The sequence below is a fragment of the Halorientalis sp. LT38 genome, assembly GCF_037031225.1.
In the GTDB taxonomy this organism is placed as follows: domain Archaea; phylum Halobacteriota; class Halobacteria; order Halobacteriales; family Haloarculaceae; genus Halorientalis; species Halorientalis halophila.
Genome location: NZ_JAYEZN010000001.1, coordinates 1,345,696 through 1,364,920, shown reverse-complemented (window position 1 = coordinate 1,364,920; position 19,225 = coordinate 1,345,696). Strand labels below are relative to the sequence as shown.

At 66.8% G+C, this 19,225-nt stretch carries 18 protein-coding genes; 12 read left to right on the top strand and 6 right to left on the bottom strand.

Going from position 1 to position 19,225, the window contains the following annotated elements; translation table 11 throughout:
- The first annotated feature begins 166 nt into the window (after nucleotides 1–166).
- The 6 genes from U5918_RS06985 (at nucleotide 167) to U5918_RS06960 (ending at nucleotide 7,209) form a co-directional block, all read left to right on the top strand.
- Nucleotides 167–1,651 carry an aldehyde dehydrogenase family protein gene (locus tag U5918_RS06985; RefSeq protein ID WP_336000469.1) on the top strand — a complete coding sequence of 495 codons (1,485 nt, stop codon included), beginning with the start codon at nucleotides 167–169 and terminating at the stop codon, nucleotides 1,649–1,651.
- Between the two features lie 109 nt (nucleotides 1,652–1,760).
- Nucleotides 1,761–2,633: an FAD binding domain-containing protein gene (locus U5918_RS06980; RefSeq protein ID WP_336000468.1), complete on the top strand. Its 873-nt coding sequence runs from the start codon at nucleotides 1,761–1,763 to the stop codon at nucleotides 2,631–2,633.
- Nucleotides 2,630–3,118 (top strand): (2Fe-2S)-binding protein, encoded by a 489-nt coding sequence (locus tag U5918_RS06975; RefSeq protein WP_336000467.1) that lies wholly within the window; start codon nucleotides 2,630–2,632, stop codon nucleotides 3,116–3,118. The genes U5918_RS06980 and U5918_RS06975 overlap by 4 nt, the downstream gene beginning before the upstream one ends.
- Nucleotides 3,115–5,535 carry a xanthine dehydrogenase family protein molybdopterin-binding subunit gene (locus U5918_RS06970; protein ID WP_336000465.1) on the top strand — a complete coding sequence of 807 codons (2,421 nt, stop codon included), beginning with the start codon at nucleotides 3,115–3,117 and terminating at the stop codon, nucleotides 5,533–5,535. The genes U5918_RS06975 and U5918_RS06970 overlap by 4 nt, the downstream gene beginning before the upstream one ends.
- Before the next feature lie 139 nt (nucleotides 5,536–5,674).
- Complete coding sequence (npdG, locus tag U5918_RS06965; protein ID WP_336000464.1) at nucleotides 5,675–6,343, top strand: NADPH-dependent F420 reductase; 669 nt, start codon at nucleotides 5,675–5,677, stop codon at nucleotides 6,341–6,343.
- A 98-nt stretch (nucleotides 6,344–6,441) separates the two neighbouring features.
- The gene (locus U5918_RS06960; protein ID WP_336000462.1) at nucleotides 6,442–7,209 is read left to right on the top strand and encodes a coenzyme F420-0:L-glutamate ligase; all 768 of its coding nucleotides are present in this window, start codon (nucleotides 6,442–6,444) and stop codon (nucleotides 7,207–7,209) included.
- A gap of 18 nt (nucleotides 7,210–7,227) precedes the next feature.
- Here the strand turns inward: U5918_RS06960 and U5918_RS06955 are convergent, their stop codons facing one another.
- On the bottom strand, nucleotides 7,228–7,671 hold the full coding sequence (locus tag U5918_RS06955; RefSeq protein ID WP_336000460.1) for a CoxG family protein: 444 nt from the start codon (nucleotides 7,669–7,671) through the stop codon (nucleotides 7,228–7,230).
- A 211-nt stretch (nucleotides 7,672–7,882) separates the two neighbouring features.
- Here U5918_RS06955 and U5918_RS06950 point away from each other — a divergent pair, with 211 nt between their 5' ends.
- Nucleotides 7,883–8,587, top strand: a complete 705-nt coding sequence (locus U5918_RS06950) for an ABC transporter ATP-binding protein (RefSeq protein ID WP_336000459.1) — start codon at nucleotides 7,883–7,885, stop codon at nucleotides 8,585–8,587.
- Nucleotides 8,588–8,654: 67 nt separating this feature from the next.
- Nucleotides 8,655–9,365, top strand: coding sequence for a DUF2848 family protein (locus U5918_RS06945; RefSeq protein WP_336000458.1), 711 nt, complete (start codon nucleotides 8,655–8,657; stop codon nucleotides 9,363–9,365).
- A gap of 93 nt (nucleotides 9,366–9,458) precedes the next feature.
- Here U5918_RS06945 and U5918_RS06940 read toward each other — a convergent pair whose 3' ends face one another.
- A complete protein-coding gene (locus U5918_RS06940; protein WP_336000456.1) occupies nucleotides 9,459–9,815 on the bottom strand; it encodes a cupin domain-containing protein in 357 nt (118 codons plus the stop codon).
- 156 nt (nucleotides 9,816–9,971) lie between these two features.
- Here U5918_RS06940 and U5918_RS06935 point away from each other — a divergent pair, with 156 nt between their 5' ends.
- Complete coding sequence (locus U5918_RS06935; protein ID WP_336000455.1) at nucleotides 9,972–10,760, top strand: carbon-nitrogen family hydrolase; 789 nt, start codon at nucleotides 9,972–9,974, stop codon at nucleotides 10,758–10,760.
- A 244-nt stretch (nucleotides 10,761–11,004) separates the two neighbouring features.
- Here U5918_RS06935 and U5918_RS06930 read toward each other — a convergent pair whose 3' ends face one another.
- Entirely contained in the window at nucleotides 11,005–12,135 is a 1,131-nt protein-coding gene (locus U5918_RS06930) for an XdhC family protein (protein WP_336000454.1), read from the bottom strand.
- Nucleotides 12,136–12,282: 147 nt separating this feature from the next.
- Between U5918_RS06930 and U5918_RS06925 the strand changes: the two genes are divergently transcribed.
- A complete protein-coding gene (locus tag U5918_RS06925; protein WP_336000452.1) occupies nucleotides 12,283–12,675 on the top strand; it encodes a universal stress protein in 393 nt (130 codons plus the stop codon).
- A 47-nt stretch (nucleotides 12,676–12,722) separates the two neighbouring features.
- On the opposite strand, the gene U5918_RS06920 is transcribed toward U5918_RS06925, so the two are convergent.
- Together U5918_RS06920 and U5918_RS06915 are read right to left on the bottom strand one after the other, a co-directional pair.
- Nucleotides 12,723–14,408 carry an acyl-CoA synthetase gene (locus tag U5918_RS06920; protein ID WP_336000451.1) on the bottom strand — a complete coding sequence of 562 codons (1,686 nt, stop codon included), beginning with the start codon at nucleotides 14,406–14,408 and terminating at the stop codon, nucleotides 12,723–12,725.
- Nucleotides 14,409–14,481: 73 nt separating this feature from the next.
- Nucleotides 14,482–15,384: a DMT family transporter gene (locus U5918_RS06915; protein WP_336000450.1), complete on the bottom strand. Its 903-nt coding sequence runs from the start codon at nucleotides 15,382–15,384 to the stop codon at nucleotides 14,482–14,484.
- A gap of 118 nt (nucleotides 15,385–15,502) precedes the next feature.
- Here U5918_RS06915 and U5918_RS06910 point away from each other — a divergent pair, with 118 nt between their 5' ends.
- Both U5918_RS06910 and U5918_RS06905 read left to right on the top strand, forming a co-directional pair.
- Nucleotides 15,503–16,555: a zinc-binding dehydrogenase gene (locus tag U5918_RS06910; RefSeq protein ID WP_336000449.1), complete on the top strand. Its 1,053-nt coding sequence runs from the start codon at nucleotides 15,503–15,505 to the stop codon at nucleotides 16,553–16,555.
- Nucleotides 16,556–16,745: 190 nt separating this feature from the next.
- Complete coding sequence (locus U5918_RS06905; RefSeq protein ID WP_336000447.1) at nucleotides 16,746–18,242, top strand: class I adenylate-forming enzyme family protein; 1,497 nt, start codon at nucleotides 16,746–16,748, stop codon at nucleotides 18,240–18,242.
- Nucleotides 18,243–18,278: 36 nt separating this feature from the next.
- Here U5918_RS06905 and U5918_RS06900 read toward each other — a convergent pair whose 3' ends face one another.
- A complete protein-coding gene (locus tag U5918_RS06900; protein ID WP_336000446.1) occupies nucleotides 18,279–19,172 on the bottom strand; it encodes an EamA family transporter in 894 nt (297 codons plus the stop codon).
- Nucleotides 19,173–19,225: the final 53 nt, after the last annotated feature.

Sequence of the window (19,225 nt, the reverse complement as noted above, 5' to 3'; positions counted from 1 at the left end):
ACACATAGTGGCGGGTAGTCTACAGAACCCGCAGGGAGGTGGCCGGGGGGATGCCGGCGAGCACGGCGTCAGTTCGACCGGTGTGCCCGCCGAGTTCGACAGGTACGGCCGCTGACGTTGTGCTAATCGTAAGGACTTTCATTCTGCCCCTGGACCGTCTCTTCGTATGCCTACAGACGCCAGCGTCCCTAGCCACGAGGCCAACTACATCGACGGTGCGTGGACGACGCCCGACGACGCCGAGACCATCGAGCGCCGGAGTCCCGCGGACCCCGAGACGATCGTCTCCGAGTTCCCGAGTTCGCCGCGTGCGGTCGCGCAGGAGGCGATCGACGCCGCAGTCCGTGCCCAGGAGGAGTGGGAGAACACGTCTCCACACACCCGGGGCGGCTACCTGCGCGACGCGGCCGAGTTCGTCGAGGACAACCGGGAGGCCATCGGCGAGCTCATCGCGACGGAGATGGGCAAGCCGATCTCGATCGCCGACGGCGAGATCCAGCGCGCCATCGATCTCCTGAACTACTACGCCGAAGTCGCCCGCGACTACGGCGGCGACGCGCCGCCGAGCAGCGCCGACAACACCCGTACGTACACCACGCGCGAACCGCTGGGGACCGTCGGCCTCATCACGCCGTGGAACTACCCCATCGCGATCCCCATCTGGAAACTGGCGCCGGCGCTCGTCGCGGGCAACACCGTCGTCCTGAAGCCCGCCTCGTCCTCGCCGGCCGTGGCTGCCACCATCGCGCAGGCGTTCGACCACGCGGGGCTGCCCGACGGCGTCTTGAACTTCGTCACCGGGCCGGGCAGCGAGATCGGCGACGAGATCACGACGAACGAGGACGTCGACGTCGTCTCGTTCACCGGCAGCACCAAGGCGGGCATGTACGTCTACGAGGACGCTGCCGTCGAGGGCAAGCGCGTGCAGTGCGAGATGGGCGGGAAGAACCCGCTCATCGTCGACGACACCGCGGACATCGAGACGGCGGTCGAGGTCACGACGGGCGGCGCGTTCGCGGCGACCGGACAGTCCTGTACGGCGACCAGCCGGGTCTACGTCTTCGAGGACGTCTACGACGAGTACCTGGACGCCCTGACCGAGGCGACCGAGGAGATGGTCGTCGGCGACCCGCTGGATCCGGCGACGGAGGTCGGTCCGAAGGTCGACGAGGACGGCTTCGATGAAGTGCGTGACTACGTCGAAAACGCCCAGAACGAGGGTGCGACCCTCCACTACGGCGGGCAGGCCGTCGAGCCCGAGGGCGTCGAGGACGGGTACTTCGTCGAGCCCGCCATCTTCACCGACGTCGACCGCGACATGCGGCTGATGTGCGAGGAGATCTTCGGACCGGTCGTCGGCGTCACGCCGGTCGCCGACTACGACGAGGCCATCGAGCTGGCGAACGACACCAACTACGGCCTGTCGGCGAGCATCTGTACGAACCGCCTCGACCACGCCGAGGAGTTCGTCGGCGACATCGAAGCGGGCGTCGTGAAGGTCAACCAGACCACGACCGGCATCGAGTTCCAGCTGCCGTTCGGCGGCATGAAGGACTCCAGTACGCAGACCTACAAGGAGCAGGGTCGCCAGGCGATCGACTTTTTCACCCACGAGAAGGCGGTCTACGTGACCCACGTCGCGAACGACTGACGGGTCGATCGGACCGGGATCGCCCCCGGGCCTCACAGTGTCCCTCGCGGGTGCACGGGAACGATAAATCCTTATATGATCGGCCAACCCTCTCTCTAGCGAGAGGGATATGCTACAAGATATCAAATACACAAGCCCGGAGACCATCGCCGACGCGGCGGCGTTGCTCGGGGAGTACGGTGAGGACGCGACCGTCATGTCCGGCGGCCAGAGCCTCATGCCGATGTTACGGCAACGACTGGCCGACTACGAACTCCTGATCGACATCAACGAGGTGGCGGATCGCGACTACCTCAGAGTGGACGACGACGAGCTGCGGATCGGGTGTCTGGTCCGTCACACCGACGTCGCCAACTCCGACACCGTCGCGGAGAGTTGCGAGACGCTCGCCGAGACGGCGGCCGAGATCGGGGACACGCAGGTCCGAAACCGGGGCACCTTGTGCGGTGCCCTCGCCCACGCCGACCCCGCGGGCGACCCGCCGGTCGTGGCCACTGCCCTCGACGCCGAGATCAAAAGCCAGGGGCCCGACGGCGAGCACACCTACGACGGCTCCTCGTTTTTCCACGGCTTCTACGAGACGGAACTCGGGGAAAACGAGATCGTCACCGAAGCGTCGTTCCCCGTCGTCGAGCCGCCATACGGTGCGGCGTACCAGAAGTACGAGCCGAGCGCCGGCGCGTACCCGACGGCGACGGTTGCGGCCGTCGTCGAACTCGACGACTCCGTCGTGACCGACGCGACGCTGGTCACCGGCGCCATCGAACCCGGCCCGACGCCGATGCCGGAGGCCGAAGCACACCTGGCGGGCGAGACCCCGACGGAGGACCTCGTCACGACGACCGCGGAACTGGTCGGTGACGGGTCCGATCCGATGGAGGACTCGGACGGCTCGGTCGAGTTCAAACGCGAGATCACGAAGACGCTGGCAAAGCGGGCGCTCGTCACGGCGATCGACCGCGCTGGAGGTGACATCGAATGAGTGGATCCGACACCGTAACGATCGAGGTAACGCTCAACGACCGATCGCTCGAGGAGACGGTCCCGGCCCGGACGCTCCTCTCCGAGTTCCTGCGCGACCACGAGCACCTGACCGGGACCCACCGCGGGTGCGAGACGGCGAAGTGCGGGGCCTGTACCGTCCTGCTGGACGGCGACCCGGTGAAGTCCTGTAACATGCTCGCCGCACAGGTCGACGGGAAGGAACTCACGACCGTCGAGGGGCTCATGGACGGCGACGAGCTCCACCCGGTCCAGGAGGCCTTCTGGAACGAACACGGGATGCAGTGTGGCTTCTGTACGCCCGGATTCGTCGTCTCCTCGGCGGCGCTGCTCGAGGAGAAGGAGGACCCGACGATCCCGGAGATCCAGGACCACCTGGCGGGTAACATCTGTCGGTGCACCGGCTACACGAAGATCATCGAGAGCGTCCAGGAAGCTGCCGACATGCAGCAGGAGGAACGATGAGCCAACCGGACCTCACCCAGGAACACGAACAGGAAGAACAGAGCGAAGCGGCGGCAGAGACGGAGGGCGAGGTCGGCAAATCCGTCAACAGCAAGTTCGGGCGCCGGCTCGTCACCGGTACCGGGGAGTACGTCGACGACATCAACATCTCCGGGCAGCGCCACGCCCGGTTCGTCCGGAGCCAGATCGCACACGCACGCATCGTCGACGTCGATACCAGCGAGGCCGAGGCGATGGAGGGCGTCGAGCTCGTCTGGACCGCCGAGGACATCGAACCTTACGTCGAGCCCTACGGACTCATCCTCCCCGACGAGGAACCGCTGGTCACCGACTGCGCGCGGTTCGTCGGCGACGAGATCGCCGTCGTCGTCGCGAAGGACCAGCAGACGGCGACGCTGGCCGCAGAGAAGGTCGACGTCGAGTACGAACGCCTCGAGACGGTCGCCGACGTCGACGACGCCCTCGACGAGGACGCTCCGATCTTGCATCCGGCCCTCGACGAGGACCCCGACGTCGACGTCGACGGGAACGTCGCCTCCGAGTACGACCTTCAGGTCGGCGACGTCGACGGCGCCTTCGAGGACGCCGCGGTCGTCGTCGAGGACACCTTCGAGACGAACAAGACCAATCCGACGCCGCTGGAGCCGAAGGGCTGTGTCGCCGACTACAACGCCGGCGAACGGGAACTGACGCTCCACACGTCGAACCAGGCACCCCACCTGATGAAGGAGTACATGGCCGAGGCGCTCGCCGACCTCGAACCGTCGGACATCGTCGTCAAGATCCCCGACATCGGCGGCGGCTTCGGCGTGAAGATCGAGGCGTTCCCCCACGAGGTCTGTGCCTCTGCGCTCTCGATAGCGCTGGGCCGGCCGATCAAGCTCATCCTCGACCGGTTCGAGGAGATGAAGGCGGGCCGCGGTCGCCACGACGAACGCCTGAACGCCCGGCTGGCGCTCGACGAGGACGGCGACATCGTCGGCTGGGACGTCGAGGTACTCCAGAGCACCGGCGCACACGCGAGCTTCGGGCCGGCCGTCATCTCGTCGGCCGGGATCACCTCGGCGGGGCCGTACTACATCCCGAACCAGCACATCCGCGGGAAAGCGCTGTACACGAACGTGATGCCCGGGTCCGCGGTCCGCGGCTTCGGTGACCCCCAGTACACGTTCGCCCGCGAGCAGTTGCTCGAGCGAGCCTCCGCGGAACTGGGCGTCGACCCGATGGAGATCAGGCGCCAGAACGCGCCGGAACTCGAAGAGATGCCGATGCGCACGCCGACCGGCATCAACTGGCGCGGCGCCGACGTCCACGAGTGCTTCGACCGCGTCCAGGACATGATCAACTGGGACGAACACCGCGGCTTCGGCCGGACCAAGGACGGCAAGCTCCGGGGCGTCGGCATGGGGACGCTCATGAAACGCGGCGGCAACAAGAAGGTCGCCGGGACCGAGTCCGACGCCGCGGTCGTCCAGATGAACAAGTTCGGCGAGATCACGGTGCTCATCGGAAGCGCCAGTATCGGCCAGGGGACCGAGACGGGCATCGTCCAGATCGTCGCCGACACACTCGGAGTCTCCTCGGATCGGGTCAAACCCATCATCGGCGACTCCGACGTGACCCCGGAAGGCTTCGGGGTCTGGGCCGACCGCGGGACGATCATCGGCGGAACCGCGGCGGCCAAGGCGGCCGAGGACCTCAGGGAGAACCTCCAGCCGCTGGCCGCGCTGATGCTCGACGTCGACGTGGACGACGTCGAGTTCGCCGACGGCGGCGTCCGCGCCGCCGATGACCCCGAGAACGCCGTCTCGATGGAGGACCTCGCCTACGAGGCCACCTTCGCGAACCCCGACGAGCGGCCGGACGGGATGAAAGACGGAATCTCGCTGGTCGGTCGTGCGCGCTTCGACAGCCAGGAGGCGGAGATCCCCGACCCCAAGGGCAGTCTCTCACACGGCTACACCTGGGGCTGTCTCGCAATCGTCGTCGACGTCGACCCGACCACGGGCGAGATCGACGTGGTCGACGTGGCGATCAGCGAGGACGTCGGCAAGGCCATCAACCCGAAGATGATCGAGGGCCAGACCCAGGGCGCCATCGCACAGGCGCTCGGCGAGGTGCTCTTGGAGGACTACGACTACGACGGGAGCGGGAACCTCACCAACGGCTCGCTCGTCGACTACCACCTCCCGACCGCCAAGGACGTCCCCCTCATCACCAAGATCGACGAGGTGGAGACGCCCGACCCGACTACTTCCCACGGGCAGAAAGGCGTCGGCGAGTGCCCGCTGGTCCCGGTCCCGGCGGCCGTGGCCAACGCCGTCGCAGACGCGACGGGCATCCGCTTCACCGAACTGCCCCTGACGCCGGACCGCGTGCTGCCCCGGCTCGCCGAAGAGGGGATGCGCGAACTGTAGGGACCGCATCCGGCACTCTCTTTCGCACTGGGTCGCTTCCACCACACTGACTGTCCCCGATGCCGGCGTCGGCGCCCGGGACCGATGCCTCGTGGCGCGCATCAGAACCTATAAATCTGCGCTGACGGAACCGTTTTTCATGCGAGTCGCACTGTTAGGCGGTACTGGCGACATCGGTGAGGGAATCGCACTTCGACTGGCGCGTGACGCGGACCACGAGGTTCACATCGGCTCACGCGACGCGGAGAAGGCCGAGCGCCGGGCCGCCGAGTACGTCGAGTTGCTCGGCGACCGGGGGCACGACGTCGTCGTCTCTGGGCACGGCAACCAGGCGGCGACGGCAGCGGCCGACGTCGTCGTCGTGAGCGTGCCGCCGGAGTACGCGGCCAGTACCGTCGAGGCCGTGGCCGAGGACCTCGACGAGGGCGACGTCCTGGTCTGTCCGGCGACGCAGATGGACCGCGACGAGGACGGGTTCCACTACGACCCGCCGAGTGCTGGCAGCGTCGCCGAGGCGGTCGCGGCGGCCGCGCCGGCGGGCGTCCCGGTCGTCGGTGCCTTCCAGAACGTCGCGGCCGGGGCGTTGACCGACCTCGACAACGACCTCGAGGTCGACGTCGTCATGACCGGCGACGACGCCGACGCCAAAGAGACGATCCGCGGCCTCGTCGAGGCGATCGACGGGATCCGGGCCCTCGACGGCGGCGGCCTGGCCAACTCGTCGGAGGTCGAGTCGATCACGCCGCTGCTCATCAACCTCGCGATGAACAACGACGGGATGCACGACCTCGGCGTGCGCTTCCAGTGACCGACCGGTGACGACGACGCCCCGGACCGCTGACTAGACGCGCCGATCGCCGGGTCCGCCATCGCGGTGCTTTTGCCGGTCGTCCGCGAGCGGCCACTATGCACGTGACAGGGATCTCCGGGCTCCCGGAGTTCGAATCGAACGACGACATCGCCGCCCTCGTCGAACGCGAGGCGACGGTCAGGGAGGGCGACGTCCTCGTCGTCGCGAGCACCATCGTCTCGAAGGTCGAGGGCCGGACGGCCGACTGCGCTGCGTTTCCGGCGAGCGAGCGGGCCGAGCGGATCGCAGGCGCGCTCGCGGACGCCACCGGCGAGGAGCGAGACCCGCGGTTCGTCCAGGCCGTCATCGAGGAGAGCGAGGAACTGCTGCTGGAGACGCCGTTCGTGCTGGCGGTGACGCCCTTCGGGCACGTCACGGTCAACGCCGGAATCGACCGATCGAACGTCCCCGACGCGGACCTGCTCCTGTTACCGCTGGACCCGTCGGCCAGCGCCGCTCGCATCCGCGAGCGCCTGTCGGTGGACGCGTCTGTCGTCGTCACGGACACGTCGGGACGGCCGTTCCGACACGGGCAACGCGGCGTCGCCCTCGGCTGGGCGGGGATGCCCGCGAACCGGGACTGGCGCGGCGAGCACGACCGCGAGGGGCGCGAACTCGGCGCGACGGTCCAGTCGGTGGTCGACGAACTCGCGGCCGCGGGGAACCTCGTCACCGGTGAGGGCGACGGGGGTCGCCCGGTCGCACTCGTCCGCGACTTCGCGTTCGGCGACCACGCCGGTGACGACACGCTGTTCCGTGCGCCGGAAGACGACGTGATCCGGGACGCGCTGCTGGCGTACTCGCGTGATCGGAAGAAGTCGTAGTCGGCAGGTCGGTCACGCTTACGCTTCGGCGTGGTCTCTGAGGTTGTCGAAGAACGTGTTCATGTCGGATTTGATCTTGCGCTTCATGATGCGCGAGCCGAGCGTCGCCAGCTTGCCGGTGAACTCGACGTCCATCGTGTAGCTGAGTATCGTGTCGGCGCCCTCCTCGGAGAGGTCCATCTGGGCGTCCGCGGTCATGATGCTGCCCGTCAGCTCGTCCTCGCCTTTCACGTCCGCGACCATGCGGTCGGGCGCGTCGAGCTCGAGCATCTCGACCTCCCCGTTGAGTTCGACGTTGACGCTGGCGATGCCGCGCTTGATCGTCCCTCTGTAGTGGGTCTCACTGATCCGTTCGACCTCCTCGGCACCCGGGACGCACAGGACGAGCGCTTCCGGGTCTGAGATCGTTTCCCACACCGTTTGCTGGTCAGTACCGATAGAGACCTCTCCATCGAATTGCATGTAGTTTCACTTCTCCGGGGCGAATATATTAGTTTGTTGTCTGCGGTCGGCGACGGCCGCACGTCGCCGGCCGTTCGGGGAGAAGTATCCGATTTCCAATCAAAAAGGTTATACTACGAAGCTGATTGATTTACACCACGCTGGTCATGGCACACACAAACTGTATTCGTTGCGACGGTACAGCCGATATCGCCCCAGTCGGTGATTCACGATGACGCTCCTCGAAGTTTCGGACCTCCGGGCCGGATACGGGGACCTGCAGATCCTGAACGGGATCGACCTCTCCGTGAACGACGGCGAGTACGTGACGATCATCGGCCCGAACGGGGCCGGCAAGAGTACCCTGATGGACTCGATTTTCGGCCTGACCGACCACAAGGGCGGGACGGTCAGCTACGACGGCGAGGACATCACCGGCCTCGATACCGAGGAGTGCATCCGCAGAGGGATGAACTACGTCCCACAGGACGATAGCATCTTCCCGACCCTCTCGGTCATGGAGAACCTGAAGATGGGTGCCTACACCGAGAGCGAACTCTCCGATGAGAAGCTGCAGGACATCTACTCGCGGTTCCCCATCCTCGAGGAGCGGACGGCGCAGGTCGCAGAGACCATGAGCGGTGGGCAGCGGCAGATGCTCGCCATCGGCCGCGCACTCATCTCGGAACCGGACCTCCTCATACTGGACGAGCCGAGTTCGGGACTGGCACCGCACCTCGTCGACGAACTGTTCGACAAGATCGACGAGATCAACGCCGACGGCACGGCCATCCTCATCGTCGAGCAAAACGCCGAGGAGATCCTCAACCGGGCCGACCGCGGCTACCTGTTGACCGAAGGCAAGATGCAGCGCGAAGAGGGCGCCGAAGCGATGCTGGCAGACGAGGAGATCCGCCAGGAGTTCCTCGCGGGCTGAAGCCCCCGACACACCGCTTCCGGCGGCCGAGCCGTAGATTTATATCCTCGGCTCGTTATCTCCACCTGTGACAACCCTCGACTTACAGCTTCAGCGACAGGGATCGTCGGAGTCGGAACCTGTGAACGTCTCGGTCGACCGCATCGCGAACTGCGGCTGGACGGGACGCAACGAGGAGGAACTCCGCAAGCACATCGAGGAACTCGAGGAGGAGGGGATCGAGGCCCCCGACGAGTTCCCGGTCATCTACCCCAAGCCGTACCACCTGATCACGACCAGCGACGACATCGAGGTCGTCTCCGAGGAGACCTCCGGCGAGGCCGAGTTCGTCTTCTTCCCCCAGGCGGACACCGACGAGGTGTACGTGGGCGTCGGGAGCGACCACACCGACAGGGAGATGGAGACCGAGAGCATCGTCGTCGCGAAGAGCCTCTGCCCCAACGTCGTCGGGAGCGACCTGTGGCTGCTCGAGGACCTCCGTGACCACTGGGACCAGATCGAACTCCGTAGCTGGACCGGGAGCGACGACGAGCGTGTCCTCTACCAGGACGCCACGCTCGAGGCGATCCTCCCGCCGGCGGACCTCTTCGATCTCGTCGAGGAGAAGACGACCGAACCGACCGAGCACACGGCAATCTTCTCGGGCAGCGTCGGGACCGAGACCGACGAACTCGTCCACGGCGACTTCTTCGAGGTCGAGCTCCACGACCCCGTGCTCGACCGCACGCTGCGCGCCGAGTACGACGTCTCGAAGCTCGACTGGGTCGTCGACGACTGACGCGCCGCTTGCGTATTCGACGTGAACGAAAAAGTGCGAACGGGCCGCCGTCGCACGAATCCTCCGAAACGCGATGCTGCCGGGAACCGTCCGTCAGTTACCGTCTTCGTAGTACCGCGTCTCGAAGGTCATGCAGCCGATGGGGGTCTCGTAGGGGCCGTGTTCCATGCCCGGCGTCCGGCAGGCGTAGGTGCCGGCCTCGAAGACCTCGCCGAGTGTCTTGTCGATGAGACCCCCGGAGATGACGTAGACCTCCTCGTAGAAGTCGTGGTTGAGGACCTCGTCGGTCTCGACGCCCGGCTCGAACTTGAGGATGCGGCTGTGGCTGCCGTCCTCGTCCATGTAGAGTACCTTCTCGTAGATTCCGTCCGGATAGCCTTCGACGGGCTCCCACTCGATACCGCTATCGTCCGCTAACGGGTCGAAAAGCTCCTTGTCTTCGGTTGGCATGCACCCTATAGGTTGTCTGCATCAGATATTATAAGTTGTGGTCGGAGAATTCGAACCCCGACGAGCGGGCCCTGCGACAGCGACGAGTGCGGGACCGGCCTGCCTCGCCACGGCAGGCGAGCAACAGTTAAGGGCGGACGCCCCGGTTGTACGTGTATGCGAATCGCAAGCGTTCAGTTAGAGGCAGGAGCGGATGCAGAGAGTAACGTCGCGAAGGGTGAAGCGCGGATCCGCGACGCCGCCGACAGCGGCGCCGATCTGGTCGTCCTCCCGGAGATCTGGAACCTCGGGTACTTCGCCTTCGACGAGTACTCGGCGGGCGCGGAGCCCATCGACGGTCCGACGATGACCCACCTGCAGTCGCTGGCGGACGAACTCGACATCTACCTTCACACGGGAAGCATCGTCGAGGAAAACGGCGACGACCTCCACAACACGAGCGGGCTCGTCTCGCCGGAGGGCGAACTGCTCGATACCTACCGGAAGATCCACACCTACGGCTACGGCTCCAGGGAGCAGGAACTGCTGACCCCCGGCGAACGCGTCGTCACGGTCGAGACGGACTTCGGCACCGTCGGACTGGTGACCTGCTACGACCTCCGGTTCCCCGAACTGTTCCGGGCGCTGGTCGATCAGGGCGCAGAGCTGTTCCTCGTCACCTCGGCCTGGCCCATCCCCCGACTCGAACACTGGCTGATGCTCAACCGGATGCGAGCGGTCGAGAACCAGGTGTTCCTCGCGTCGTCGAACCTCGTGGGCGACAACCAGGGGGTCGAACTCGCGGGCCACAGCCTCGTCGTGGACCCGTGGGCGACGCCGCTTGCCAACGCAGGGTTCCACGAGCGAACCGTCATCGCAGACGTCGACATGGACATGGTCGCGGAGGCACGCGACGACTTCCCCGCGCTGGCCGACCGTCAGTTCGACCTCTCCTACGACCTGTAACGACGACGAAGCTACCGGTAATTGTCACCGCATCGGTGTGACTTACGTGTCACATTCTCATAGGTGAACGTGACCGGACGTGGGTGCACCGCATCCCCCCAACCCCATCGTTACCCACGGAACCGAAGCGACCGGCGGTGCGATCCTTCGAGACGGACGCAGTTCCCCGTCCGGTTCCCCTCTCCCGGCTTCTCTCTCCCGGCTTCTCTCTCCCTTCGATCGTCCGTGAGCGACCGCGCCGAGATCAGACCGTCTCGTCGACGCGCGGGTGAATCGGGCCTTCCCGGTCTCTGACGTGTTTCGGGTCGCGGTCGTTGTGGACCGCGAGGAGTTCGGCGACGATGCTGTGGGCGATGCCGTAGGGAGTCCCGCTCCCGAGGTCGAGGCCGACCGGCGTGTAGATCCGTTCGCGGTCGCGTCCGTCGAGGTCGATCCCGTCCCCGTTCAGGTCCTCGCGGATCTCCTCGAACCGGTCGCGCGGCCCGAGCAACCCGACGTAGGGGACCGGCGTCGACAGCAGTGATTCGAGGGCCAGGCGGTCGTCGACGAAGTTGTGTGTCATGAGGACGGCGTAGGTGGACTCGTCGAACTCGCAGGCCGATCGCAGGTCCGAGGGGGAGGTCGACGAGACCGCGTCGGCGTGCGGGAACCGGTCCGGGTCGGCGGCCGCACCGCGGAACGCGACGACGGTCACGCGGAAGTCGCAGTTCTTGGCCAGTTCCGTCACCGGCCCGACGTCGGGGCCGCTCCCGAACACGACCAGTTTCGGGGGCGCGGTCAGGGCGTCGACGAACACCGTTGCCGTTCCCTCGTCCCCCTCGACGGTCACGGCAGCGGACTGATCCCGTTCGAGCAGGTCCGTGACCGTCTCCCGGATTCCGGAGCGGACCCACTCGGGCAGGTCCTCGTCGTCGGTGAATCCCGAACCCGGCCGATAGACCGCTCGCGACCCGGCGGGGGCGTCGCCGTCGAGGACGGTGATCGTCGCGACGTCGTCCCCGGCTTCGCTCGCCTCGACGACCGGGCGGAAGGACTCGTCGATCGGCTCGATCAGCACGTCTATGATGCCGTTGCAGCCGACGCCCAGGCCCCAGACGTCCTCGTCGTCGTTCATCAGGTCGTAGGTCTCGACGCGGGGCTCGCCTGCGTCGAGGACGTCGGCCGCGATGCGTCGCACCTCGTCTTCGAGACAGCCCGCGGTGATGTTGCCGACGCCCTCGCCGTCGGCGTCGACGACCATCTTCGCCCCGGGGCGGCGGTAGGCACTCCCTTCGACGTCGACGACGGTCGCGAGGACGGCCGACCGATCGCACACGAGGGTGTCCCTGATCCCGTCGATAACGTCAGCTTCGGGGACGCTCCAGTCGGATCCCATGTTCGTGGATAGGGTCACTGAGTCACAAAAGCGTTCTCCAATCGACCCCGGCGACGTCGACGCTGCCCGCCGCTTCGGCGAGTTCGACGACTCCGTCGAGGGACTGTCGGAGGAATCTTTTTGTGACCCCGAATGTGATATCAGTCCATGACACGATTCGTCGCTGGGACGAGGAGTAAAGCGGATAGTGAACACATCGGCGCGTATCTCGCGAAACGGGCGACTCCCGACGACGACATCCTCGTCGTCAACGCCCTCTCGGAGGGGTCCGAGGACGTCGAAGAGGTCCGGGCCGGCGAGCAGGCGGTCGACGACCTGCAGGCGGCCCTCGGCGGCCTCGATGTCGAGACACACCAGCTCATCCGCGACAACGACCCGGCCGAGGAGATCATCGCGTTCGCGTCCGAACACGACGCCGACGAGATCGTCATCGGCGTTCACAAGCGCAACCCCACGGGCAAGGTCGTCTTCGGGAGCACCGCACAGCAAATCCTGTTGAACACGTCGATCCCCGTCGTCTCGGTACCCGTCCCGAAGTGAGAGCGGTCGCGGCGCGTCACCGAATTGCAGTCGCCCGTGGCTGCTGATTACTCGAGTCCCTCCCGCTCGCGCAGTTCGAAACGCTGGATCTTCCCCGTCGCCGTCTGGGGCAGGTCGTCGACGAACTCGACCTCGCGGGGGTACTGGTACTTCGCCAGTCGATTCTTGACGTGGTCCTGAAGCGTCTCGACCAGTTCGTCGCTCGGTTCGAACTCGGGAGCGAGGATCACGAACGCCTTCGGGATCTCGCCGCGGCGTTCCTCGGGCACGCCGATGACGCCGGCGTCGACGACGGCCTCGTGACCGGCCAGTGACTCCTCGACTTCCTCGGGGCCGATCCGGTAGCCCGAGCAGATGATGACGTCGTCTTTGCGGCTCTCGAAGTAGAGGTAGCCGTCCTCGTCCATCCGGCCGAGGTCCTCGGTGAGGAGCCAGCCGTCCTGGACCTTCGCGGCGGTCTTTTCCGGCTTGTTCCAGTACTCCTTGAAACAGATCGGGTAGCTGCTCTCGTAGTCGACGGCGATCTCCCCGAGTTTGTCGCGCTCCTCGTAGGGGTCGCCCGTCTGGGGGTCGACGATCGTCACGTCCGCGCCGAGTGTCGGCTTGCCCATCGAGCCGTCGCGAGAGACGCCGATGGCAGCACACTCACAGACGATGGGGTCGGCCTCGGTCTGGCCGTACACCTCGTTGACGGCCGCGCCGTCGAACTCGTCGTTGGCCCAGGTCTTGATGCTCTCACCGACGGACTCCCCGCCGCTGGAGATGGCGCGCATACTGTCGACGTCCACGTCGAGGTCGGTCGTGTCGACCTGCATCATCATCCGCAGGGCGGTCGGGGGCGCGAAGAATGCGGACACGTCGAACGTGTCGATGACGTCGAAGGCCTCGACGGGATCGAACTGGTCGCTCTCGACCGCGACGGTGGGCTGGCCGTAGAACAGCGGCGGGAACACGACCAGGTAGAGTGTACCGATCCACGCCCACTCCGTCGGCGACCAGAACACGTCGTCGTCCCTGACGTCGTGGTTCCCGATCGTGTTGACCAGCATCGGCAGGAACCCGAGCAGGAGGCGGTGTGCGTGGACGACGCCCTTCGGGTCGCCGGTCGTCCCACTGGTGTAGAGGATGATGGCGGTCTCCTCTGCGTCGGTCGTCACGGGTTCGAACTCGGGGTCGCCGTTCTCGACGACGTCCCAGAGGTCCTCCTCGGCGGGCTCTCGGTCGTCCACCGCGACGGTCAGGACGGTTTCACAGCCGTCGACGTCGGCACACCCCTCGCGGAACGAGTCGACGTTGCCTGCGTCGACGATGGCGGCGACGCAGTCGGCGTCCTCCAGACGGTAGGCGACCGAGTCCGGGCCGTGCAGGACCGACAGCGGGACCGAGACGGCGCCGAGTTTCCACGCGGCGACGTGGGCGACGACGGTCTCGGGCTTCTGTGGGGTGTTGACCGCGATGCGGTCGCCGCGCTCGACGCCCTGGTCGGCCAGGTAGTTCGCCAGCGCGTTCGTGTATTCGCGGAGTTCCTCGAAGGTGATGGCGTCTTCGGTGCCGTCGCCGCGCCTGGTGTAGATGGCGACCCGGTCGCCGTCCTCGGCCCAGCGATCACAGATATAGTCGGCCATGTTGAACTGCTCGGGGATCTCCCACTCGAAGGCGTCGAACAGTTCGTCGTATCCGCTCCACTCCTGCTCGTAGAAGTGGTAGGCGTCCAGTCTGGGTGCGTCTGTCATACTCCCATCGTGTGCCAAGAAGGGTAAAAGGGCTTTCTTTCTGTGGATACTCGGTCGGCGGAGTCGTCGCCGCTTACCCGGCCGTGACGAGGACCACGCCCGCGATGGCGACGAGGACGCCGACGACCGTCCCGAGAGTGACGCGCTCGACGTCGCGCAGGAAGGCTGCCGCGAAGACGGTCGTGAACAGCGGTGCCGTGGCGGTCAGCGGGTCGACGATGGCGACGTGGCCGCCGTCGAGGGAGAGCGCCTGGAACACCAGAAGGAGACCCATGCCGGCGAACAGACCGCTGACGGTGAAGTAGGCGTACGACTCCCGGGAGCCGTGCAGGTCGTGGTTGTCGGAGACGACTGCCGTCCCACTCACGAAGATGAACGCCGCGAGGTTCGCGATGGCGATGGCCTGGAGGGGCTCGATGGTGGCGGTCGTGAATCCGAACCGGCGGATGATGTTGCCGAGCGCGAAGAACGTGGCCGTGAGGAGCGGCAACGCGAGGTACCGGCGGTCCCAGCCCTCGATGTCACCGCCCTCCGACAACGTCATCACGACGAGGCCCGCGACGATGACGAGCGTCCCGATCGCCATCAGTACCGTGACGTCCTCTCCGAGCAAGACGACGGCGAGCCCCACCGCGAACAGCGGTCGCGTGTTCGTGAACGCGTTCGTGATGGCCGACCCGATCTCGTCGACGGCGACGTAGAACAGCAACCGACCGAGACCCGACGCGACGACACCGGAGAGCGCGAACAGGACGACGGTCTCGGCGGTGATCCCCGTCAGGGCGGCCGCCCCGCCCGTGACGACCAGCAGGACCCAGTATAGTGCCGTCCGGGTCCCCAGGACGACGAGCGTGTTCTGCATCCACGTGCCGGCCCCGTCGAGTCCGCGCTTCGAGAAGGCCGGCTCGAACCCCCAGAACAGCGCGGCTCCGATGGCCAGCGCGGACACCTCGATTGTCGACCCGATTCCCATCATGTCTGGCGTTTCGCGTCACACGTTTAGTCCATCCGGTCGTGGCAATCGGCTCGGTGGTCCGCTCGGCCCGTCGCTGACGGTAACTTACTTCATCCCGGCTCCTGTCTCTGGGGTAAGGATGTCCGCAGACGAGATGCGCGCGATCGGTTTCCACGAACACGGCGACATCGACAACTTCGAGTTGCTATCGGTCCCGAAACCGGAGCCGGGGCCCGAAGAGGTGCTCGTGGACGTGAAGGCGTCGGCGCTCAATCACCAGGATCTCATCGCCGTTCGAGAGCTAGACCACTACGTCACCGAGTACCCCTTCTGGGGTGGCGGGGACACCGCCGGCGTCGTCGCCGAGGTCGGCGAGCGCGTCGACGACTGGGCCGTCGGCGACCGCGTCGTCGTCAACCCCGCCCACGCCTGTGGCGAGTGCGAGTTCTGCCTGCAGGGCGAACAGTCCATGTGCGCAAACTACGAGGTCCTCGGCGAGCACCGGAAGGGTGGGTTCGCCGAGTACATCACCGTCCCCCGGACGAACCTGTACCCGGTTCCGGACGGCTACGACCTCCAGACGGCCGCGGCGGCGCCGATGGCGGCCGGGACCGCCTGGCGGGCGCTGGCCGACCGCGCGGGGGTCCGGCCCGACGACGACGTCCTGATCGTCGGGGCGACCGGCGGCGTCGGCACGTACGCGGTCCAGTTCGCGACGGAAGTGCTGAACGCCGAGACGGTGTACGGGACCACGAGCAGCGAGGAGAAGGCCGAGTTCCTCCGGGACCTGGGCGTCGACCACGTCATCGACTACACCGAGGAGGACTTCGACAGCCGGATCTGGGAGCTGACCGACGGGCGCGGCGTCGACGTGGTCTACAACAACGTCGGCGGCGACACGTGGGTCCCGTCGATGCGCTCGCTCACCCACGGCGGCCGACTCGTCCTGTCCGGGGCGACGGCCGGGCCCAACCCGACCTCGGAACTCCGATTGATGTTCGTCCGCCAGCTCGAGATCTACGGCAGTACGACCCACAGCCGCACCGCCTTCGAGACGGCCATGGGGTTCGTCTTCGACGGGAGCGTCGAGCCCGTCGTCCAGGAGACGCTCCCGTTCGAGGAGTTCGCGCGTGCCTTCGAGCTGATGGACCAGCGACGCCTCTACGGAAAGGTCGTCCTGACGCAGGACTAGGTGTCGACCGCCACGGGAGGGTTCCGCCTCGAACGATCACGTGGCCACCGGGTGTGAGCGTCGCCGTTGGCACTGCTGGACGAGCCATACATCGCCGCACGTTCGGGCGGTTTTTGGCGGTCAGCGACCGATCGTCGAGTCGACAGGAAACAGTACTGTTAACACCGATCGGCGGGAACCTGCAGTATCCATGCTTCTCGGACGGATCCTCGACCAGACGGCGACGCGCTGGCCGGACACCGACGCGATGGTCCAGGGCGATCGCCGGCTCACCTACGACCAGTGGAACCGCCGGGTCGACCGCGTCGCGAACGCGCTGGCCGACAGCGGCGTCGAGGCGGGCGGCCGGGTGGGCATCCTGACACGCAACCGGGTCGAACAGGCGACGGCGTACTTCGCCGCCCAGAAGCTCGGCGCGGTCGCGGTCCCGATGAACTTCCGGCTCTCGCTCGACGACCTCGTCCACGTGGTGACGACGGCCGAGACGTCCGTCCTGCTGTACGACGAGGAACTCGCCGACCGCGTGGCCTCGGTCCGGTCGGAGCTCTCGCCCGTCGAGCACTACTTTTCGACCGGGGACGACCCCGACCTGGGCGACCCGTTCGCGACGCTCGGCGCGGACGCGCCGGCGACGACGCCCGACGACGGGGACGTCGCCCCGACGGACCTGGCCGTGATGATGCACACCTCGGGAACGACGGGGCGGCCGAAACTCGTCGAGACCGACCACCGGAGCGTGTGGGCCAACGCGATGGCCTGCCTGGCCGAGTTCGACTTCCGTCACACGGACCGCTCGCTGCACGTCGCGCCGATGTTCCACTCGGCGGACTACCTGAACGTGTTGCTACCGAGCGTCCTCGCCGGCGCGGCGAACGTGATGCAACCGCGGTTCGATCCCGAGCGGACGCTCGACCTGTTCGAGTCGGAGTCGATCACCCTCACTCTCGGGGTACCCACGCACCTCAAGCGGCTGAAAGACGCAGGCGCGGACGGGTACGACTGCTCGTCGTTGCGGCTCGTCATGAGTTCCGGTGCGCCGGTCCCCGACGACGTCGCCGACTGGATCACGACCGAACTCTGCCACGACCACTACAACGTCTACGGGCTCACGGAGACGACGGGCTTTGTGACCCTCCGCGACTCGACTGCGCCCGCGGCCCGTCCGAACGACTACTGCATCGGGAAGCCGTTCCTCAACGTCGACGTGCGCCTGATCGAACTGGCGGACGACGCCAGGCCGACCGACACCGTCGAGCGGGGCGACCGCGGCCGGCTGATCGTCCGCGCACCGAAACTCATGCACGGCTACTACGAACAGCCCGAGAAGACCGACGAGACGCTCCACGGGGAGTGGCTCTACACCAACGACGTCGCGTTGCTCGGCGAGGACGGCCGCTACTACATGTTCGACCGCATCGACAACGTCGTCATCTCCGGCGGCGAGAACGTCTATCCCCTCGAAGTCGAGCGCACGCTCCGGACCCACCCCGACGTGGCTGACTGCGCCGTGACCGGCGAGCCGGACGACGACCTGGGCGAGCGCGTCGTCGCGTACGTCGTCCCGGCCGACGAGTCGCTCACCGCGGACGCCATCGACTCGTACTGGCTGGACGAGCAGACGGCCGTCGCGGACTACAAGCGGCCGCGGGCGATCCACTTCGTCGACGAGCTTCCGGACGACCTGTAGCCGCGACCCGCGCCGTGGGGCGAGTACGCGTCCGGGTCACAGCGTGATCAGCGCGACGCCGAAGACGACGACGGCGATGCCGAGGACCGTCCCGATCGTCACTCGTTCGAGGTCTCGCAGGAGCGCCACCGCGAAGACGGTCGTGAACAGCGGCGCCGTCGCCGACAGCGGATCGACGATGGAGACGGTACCGCCCTCGAGGGAAAAGGCCTGGAACAGCAGGAAGATGCCGGTCGCCGAACAGAGACCGCTCAGCAGGAAGTTCGCGTAGGCCGTCCGCGAGGCGGCCAGGCCGCGGGAGTTGCCGACGACCGCGACGACGCCGACCAGCAGGAAGGCGACGAGGTCGCCGATGGCGACCGCTTCCAGGGTGCTGATGGCGCTCTCGGTGAAGCCAAAGCGCCTGGCGACGTTCCCGATCGCGAACAGCATCGCCGCCAGCAGCGGGAGACCGAGATCCACCCGCTGCCAGCCCGTGACGTCGCCGCCCTTCGACACCGAGAGGACGACCAGCCCGACGACCAGGAGCAACACGCCAGCACCCATGCGCGGCGTGACCGTCTCGCCCAGCAGGAGGATGGCGAGCAGGACCGCGAAGAGCGGTCGGGTGTTCACGAACGCGTTGGCGAGCGTCGAGCCGACGTCGTCGACGCCCTTGTAGAACATGAAGCGGCCGACGCCGATGGCGGCGCCCGCGAGGGCGAAGAAACCGGCCGTGGCCGGCGCCACGCCGTCGAGCGCGCCCGTTCGAGCGGTGGCGAGCAGCACCGCCCAGAAGAGGACGACGCGCGTCCCGACCACGACGACCGTGTTCTGTATCCAGTCTCCCGCGTCGGCGAGCCCGCGCTTCGAGAACACGGGGCCCAGGCCGAAGGCGACGCCACTCCCGAGCGCGAGGAGGAACACCTCGCCCGGCGCTTGGAACACCATCTACGCGGGCAGACATCTCGTGGGGTCTTAAACGTCCGGTCGCGGCGGCGGCT

Coding starts and splice junctions, on each gene's coding strand:
- U5918_RS06925 (WP_336000452.1), top strand. CDS start 12,283: ATGACACGATTCGTCGCTGGGACGAGGAGTAAAGCGGATAGTGAACAC.
- U5918_RS06950 (WP_336000459.1), top strand. CDS start 7,883: ATGACGCTCCTCGAAGTTTCGGACCTCCGGGCCGGATACGGGGACCTG.
- U5918_RS06960 (WP_336000462.1), top strand. CDS start 6,442: ATGCACGTGACAGGGATCTCCGGGCTCCCGGAGTTCGAATCGAACGAC.
- U5918_RS06955 (WP_336000460.1), bottom strand. CDS start 7,671: ATGCAATTCGATGGAGAGGTCTCTATCGGTACTGACCAGCAAACGGTG.
- U5918_RS06905 (WP_336000447.1), top strand. CDS start 16,746: ATGCTTCTCGGACGGATCCTCGACCAGACGGCGACGCGCTGGCCGGAC.
- U5918_RS06910 (WP_336000449.1), top strand. CDS start 15,503: ATGTCCGCAGACGAGATGCGCGCGATCGGTTTCCACGAACACGGCGAC.
- U5918_RS06985 (WP_336000469.1), top strand. CDS start 167: ATGCCTACAGACGCCAGCGTCCCTAGCCACGAGGCCAACTACATCGAC.
- U5918_RS06980 (WP_336000468.1), top strand. CDS start 1,761: ATGCTACAAGATATCAAATACACAAGCCCGGAGACCATCGCCGACGCG.
- U5918_RS06915 (WP_336000450.1), bottom strand. CDS start 15,384: ATGATGGGAATCGGGTCGACAATCGAGGTGTCCGCGCTGGCCATCGGA.
- U5918_RS06935 (WP_336000455.1), top strand. CDS start 9,972: ATGCGAATCGCAAGCGTTCAGTTAGAGGCAGGAGCGGATGCAGAGAGT.
- npdG (WP_336000464.1), top strand. CDS start 5,675: ATGCGAGTCGCACTGTTAGGCGGTACTGGCGACATCGGTGAGGGAATC.
- U5918_RS06940 (WP_336000456.1), bottom strand. CDS start 9,815: ATGCCAACCGAAGACAAGGAGCTTTTCGACCCGTTAGCGGACGATAGC.
- U5918_RS06970 (WP_336000465.1), top strand. CDS start 3,115: ATGAGCCAACCGGACCTCACCCAGGAACACGAACAGGAAGAACAGAGC.
- U5918_RS06900 (WP_336000446.1), bottom strand. CDS start 19,172: ATGGTGTTCCAAGCGCCGGGCGAGGTGTTCCTCCTCGCGCTCGGGAGT.
- U5918_RS06920 (WP_336000451.1), bottom strand. CDS start 14,408: ATGACAGACGCACCCAGACTGGACGCCTACCACTTCTACGAGCAGGAG.
- U5918_RS06930 (WP_336000454.1), bottom strand. CDS start 12,135: ATGGGATCCGACTGGAGCGTCCCCGAAGCTGACGTTATCGACGGGATC.
- U5918_RS06975 (WP_336000467.1), top strand. CDS start 2,630: ATGAGTGGATCCGACACCGTAACGATCGAGGTAACGCTCAACGACCGA.